Below are 4,081 nucleotides of genomic sequence, written 5' to 3'. Positions count from 1 at the left end.
CCGGTTTAGCTGGGCCTTTTGGTGCGGGCGCACCGACCGAAGCCTGATCCTTCAGCTTCGCCAACACCGCAGGGCCGATACCCTTTACCTTGGTCAAATCGTCCACAGACTTGAACGCACCGTTTTGCGCACGGTATTCCGCAATGGCTTTCGCCTTCGCAGGGCCTATGCCCGGCAGAGCCTCCAACTCCTGCTGCGAAGCCGCATTGATGTTTACCGCCGCAAGGGAGAAGGCGCAGGAGAACAGCATACAGAACAGCACGAACATTTTCTTCATGGTTTTTCCTTTAAGGGTTGCAAACAATAAACCGCATCTTGCGACGATAAAACGGGTCATTCTAAAATGAATATCCCAAAGTTTCAAGCCGTTCCTCCGCAAACCCGACCGGACGCCGTACGGATGCCGTCCCGCCATCACCGACATTTTTTCCGGGCAAAGCAAAAACCCCCGAATAATCGGGGGTTTTCTGAATGGGTGTTTGGCAGTGACCTACTTTCGCATGGAAGAACCACACTATCATCGGCGCTGAGTCGTTTCACGGTCCTGTTCGGGATGGGAAGGCGTGGGACCAACTCGCTATGGCCGCCAAACTTAAACTGTTACAAATCGGTAAAGCCTTAATCAATATATTCGGTAATGACTGAATCAGTCAGTAAGCTTTTATCTCTTGAAGTTCTTCAAATGATAGAGTCAAGCCTCACGAGCAATTAGTATGGGTTAGCTTCACGCGTTACCGCGCTTCCACACCCCACCTATCAACGTCCTGGTCTCGAACGACTCTTTAGTGCGGTTAAACCGCAAGGGAAGTCTCATCTTCAGGCGAGTTTCGCGCTTAGATGCTTTCAGCGCTTATCTCTTCCGAACTTAGCTACCCGGCTATGCAACTGGCGTTACAACCGGTACACCAGAGGTTCGTCCACTCCGGTCCTCTCGTACTAGGAGCAGCCCCCGTCAAACTTCCAACGCCCACTGCAGATAGGGACCAAACTGTCTCACGACGTTTTAAACCCAGCTCACGTACCACTTTAAATGGCGAACAGCCATACCCTTGGGACCGACTACAGCCCCAGGATGTGATGAGCCGACATCGAGGTGCCAAACTCCGCCGTCGATATGAACTCTTGGGCGGAATCAGCCTGTTATCCCCGGAGTACCTTTTATCCGTTGAGCGATGGCCCTTCCATACAGAACCACCGGATCACTATGTCCTGCTTTCGCACCTGCTCGACTTGTCGGTCTCGCAGTTAAGCTACCTTTTGCCATTGCACTATCAGTCCGATTTCCGACCGGACCTAGGTAACCTTCGAACTCCTCCGTTACGCTTTGGGAGGAGACCGCCCCAGTCAAACTGCCTACCATGCACGGTCCCCGACCCGGATGACGGGTCTGGGTTAGAACCTCAAAGACACCAGGGTGGTATTTCAAGGACGGCTCCGCAGAGACTGGCGTCTCTGCTTCAAAGCCTCCCACCTATCCTACACAAGTGACTTCAAAGTCCAATGCAAAGCTACAGTAAAGGTTCACGGGGTCTTTCCGTCTAGCAGCGGGTAGATTGCATCTTCACAACCACTTCAACTTCGCTGAGTCTCAGGAGGAGACAGTGTGGCCATCGTTACGCCATTCGTGCGGGTCGGAACTTACCCGACAAGGAATTTCGCTACCTTAGGACCGTTATAGTTACGGCCGCCGTTTACTGGGGCTTCGATCCGATGCTCTCACATCTTCAATTAACCTTCCAGCACCGGGCAGGCGTCACACCCTATACGTCCACTTTCGTGTTAGCAGAGTGCTGTGTTTTTAATAAACAGTCGCAGCCACCTATTCTCTGCGACCCTCCGGGGCTTACGGAGCAAGTCCTTAACCTTAGAGGGCATACCTTCTCCCGAAGTTACGGTATCAATTTGCCGAGTTCCTTCTCCTGAGTTCTCTCAAGCGCCTTAGAATTCTCATCCTGCCCACCTGTGTCGGTTTGCGGTACGGTTCGATTCAAACTGAAGCTTAGTGGCTTTTCCTGGAAGCGTGGTATCGGTTGCTTCGTGTCCGTAGACACTCGTCGTCACTTCTCGGTGTTAAGAAGACCCGGATTTGCCTAAGTCTTCCACCTACCGGCTTAAACAAGCTATTCCAACAGCTTGCCAACCTAACCTTCTCCGTCCCCACATCGCATTTGAATCAAGTACAGGAATATTAACCTGTTTCCCATCGACTACGCATTTCTGCCTCGCCTTAGGGGCCGACTCACCCTACGCCGATGAACGTTGCGCAGGAAACCTTGGGCTTTCGGCGAGCGGGCTTTTCACCCGCTTTATCGCTACTCATGTCAACATTCGCACTTCTGATACCTCCAGCACACTTTACAATGCACCTTCATCGGCCTACAGAACGCTCCCCTACCATGCCGGTAAACCGGCATCCGCAGCTTCGGTTATAGATTTGAGCCCCGTTACATCTTCCGCGCAGGACGACTCGACCAGTGAGCTATTACGCTTTCTTTAAATGATGGCTGCTTCTAAGCCAACATCCTGGCTGTCTGGGCCTTCCCACTTCGTTTACCACTTAATCTATCATTGGGGACCTTAGCTGGCGGTCTGGGTTGTTTCCCTCTTGACAACGGACGTTAGCACCCGCTGTCTGTCTCCCGAGGAACCACTTGATGGTATTCTGAGTTTGCCATGGGTTGGTAAGTTGCAATAACCCCCTAGCCATAACAGTGCTTTACCCCCATCAGTGTCTTGCTCGAGGCACTACCTAAATAGTTTTCGGGGAGAACCAGCTATCTCCGAGTTTGTTTAGCCTTTCACCCCTATCCACAGCTCATCCCCGCATTTTGCAACATGCGTGGGTTCGGTCCTCCAGTACCTGTTACGGCACCTTCAACCTGGCCATGGATAGATCACTCGGTTTCGGGTCTACACCCAGCAACTATTCGCCCTATTAAGACTCGGTTTCCCTACGCCTCCCCTATTCGGTTAAGCTCGCTACTGAATGTAAGTCGTTGACCCATTATACAAAAGGTACGCAGTCACACCTCTAGGGCGCTCCCACTGTTTGTATGCATCAGGTTTCAGGTTCTGTTTCACTCCCCTCCCGGGGTTCTTTTCGCCTTTCCCTCACGGTACTGGTTCACTATCGGTCGATGATGAGTATTTAGCCTTGGAGGATGGTCCCCCCATATTCAGACAGGATTTCACGTGTCCCGCCCTACTTTTCGTACGCTTAGTACCGCTGTTGAGATTTCGAATACGGGACTGTCACCCACTATGGTCAAGCTTCCCAGCTTGTTCTTCTATCTCGACAGTTATTACGTACAGGCTCCTCCGCGTTCGCTCGCCACTACTTGCGGAATCTCGGTTGATTTCTTTTCCTCCGGGTACTTAGATGGTTCAGTTCTCCGGGTTCGCTTCTCTAAGTCTATGTATTCAACTTAGGATACTGCACAGAATGCAGTGGGTTTCCCCATTCGGACATCGCGGGATCATTGCTTTATTGCCAGCTCCCCCGCGCTTTTCGCAGGCTTACACGTCCTTCGTCGCCTATCATCGCCAAGGCATCCACCTGATGCACTTATTCACTTGACTCTATCATTTCAAGAACTTCTTTGACTTTGCCTAACATTCCGTTGACTAGAACATCAGACTTGAATTTCCTACTTTGATAAAGCTTACTGCTTTGTTGTGTCTTAATCCTGCCTTTTGTGTTTCAGGATTAAGTCGATACAATCATCACCCAAATACTGTGTTTGTTTTCTTTTCTCTTGTGAGCGATTTTTTATCCTTTGCAAAGAATAAAAAATCAAAACAAACGCTTTGTCTTTGTTTGTTGATTTCGGCTTTCCAATTTGTTAAAGATCGATGCGTTCGATATTGCTATCTACTGTGCAAATCAAAACGAGCTGATTATTATATCAGCATTTTGTTCTTGGTCAAGTGTGACGTCGCCCTGAATGGATTCTGTTCCATTCTTCCGTTTTGATTTGTACAGTATTGGTGGAGGCAAACGGGATCGAACCGATGACCCCCTGCTTGCAAAGCAGGTGCTCTACCAACTGAGCTATGCCCCCCGTTCTTGGTGGGTCTGGGA

Annotated in this window: 1 protein-coding gene, 1 tRNA gene and 2 rRNA genes; all 4 read right to left on the bottom strand. The window is 50.4% G+C overall.

Annotation, left to right across the window (positions count from 1 at the left end):
• A partial coding sequence (locus HMPREF2959_RS00530; RefSeq protein WP_168165449.1) for a ComEA family DNA-binding protein occupies positions 1 to 442 on the bottom strand: 442 nt, incomplete at its 3' end.
• A 35-nt stretch (positions 443 to 477) separates the two neighbouring features.
• Positions 478 to 591, bottom strand: a 5S ribosomal RNA gene (gene rrf / locus HMPREF2959_RS00525).
• Positions 592 to 687: 96 nt separating this feature from the next.
• Positions 688 to 3,579, bottom strand: a 23S ribosomal RNA gene (locus tag HMPREF2959_RS00520).
• A gap of 406 nt (positions 3,580 to 3,985) precedes the next feature.
• A tRNA-Ala gene (locus HMPREF2959_RS00515) sits at positions 3,986 to 4,061 on the bottom strand.
• Between the last annotated feature and the right edge of the window lie 20 nt (positions 4,062 to 4,081).

The sequence above is a fragment of the Neisseria sp. HMSC070F02 genome (genome assembly GCF_001814225.1).
Taxonomy (GTDB): domain Bacteria; phylum Pseudomonadota; class Gammaproteobacteria; order Burkholderiales; family Neisseriaceae; genus Neisseria; species Neisseria meningitidis.
Note: the sequence above shows the minus strand (reverse complement) of the source record. Positions and strands in the feature narration are given on the sequence as shown.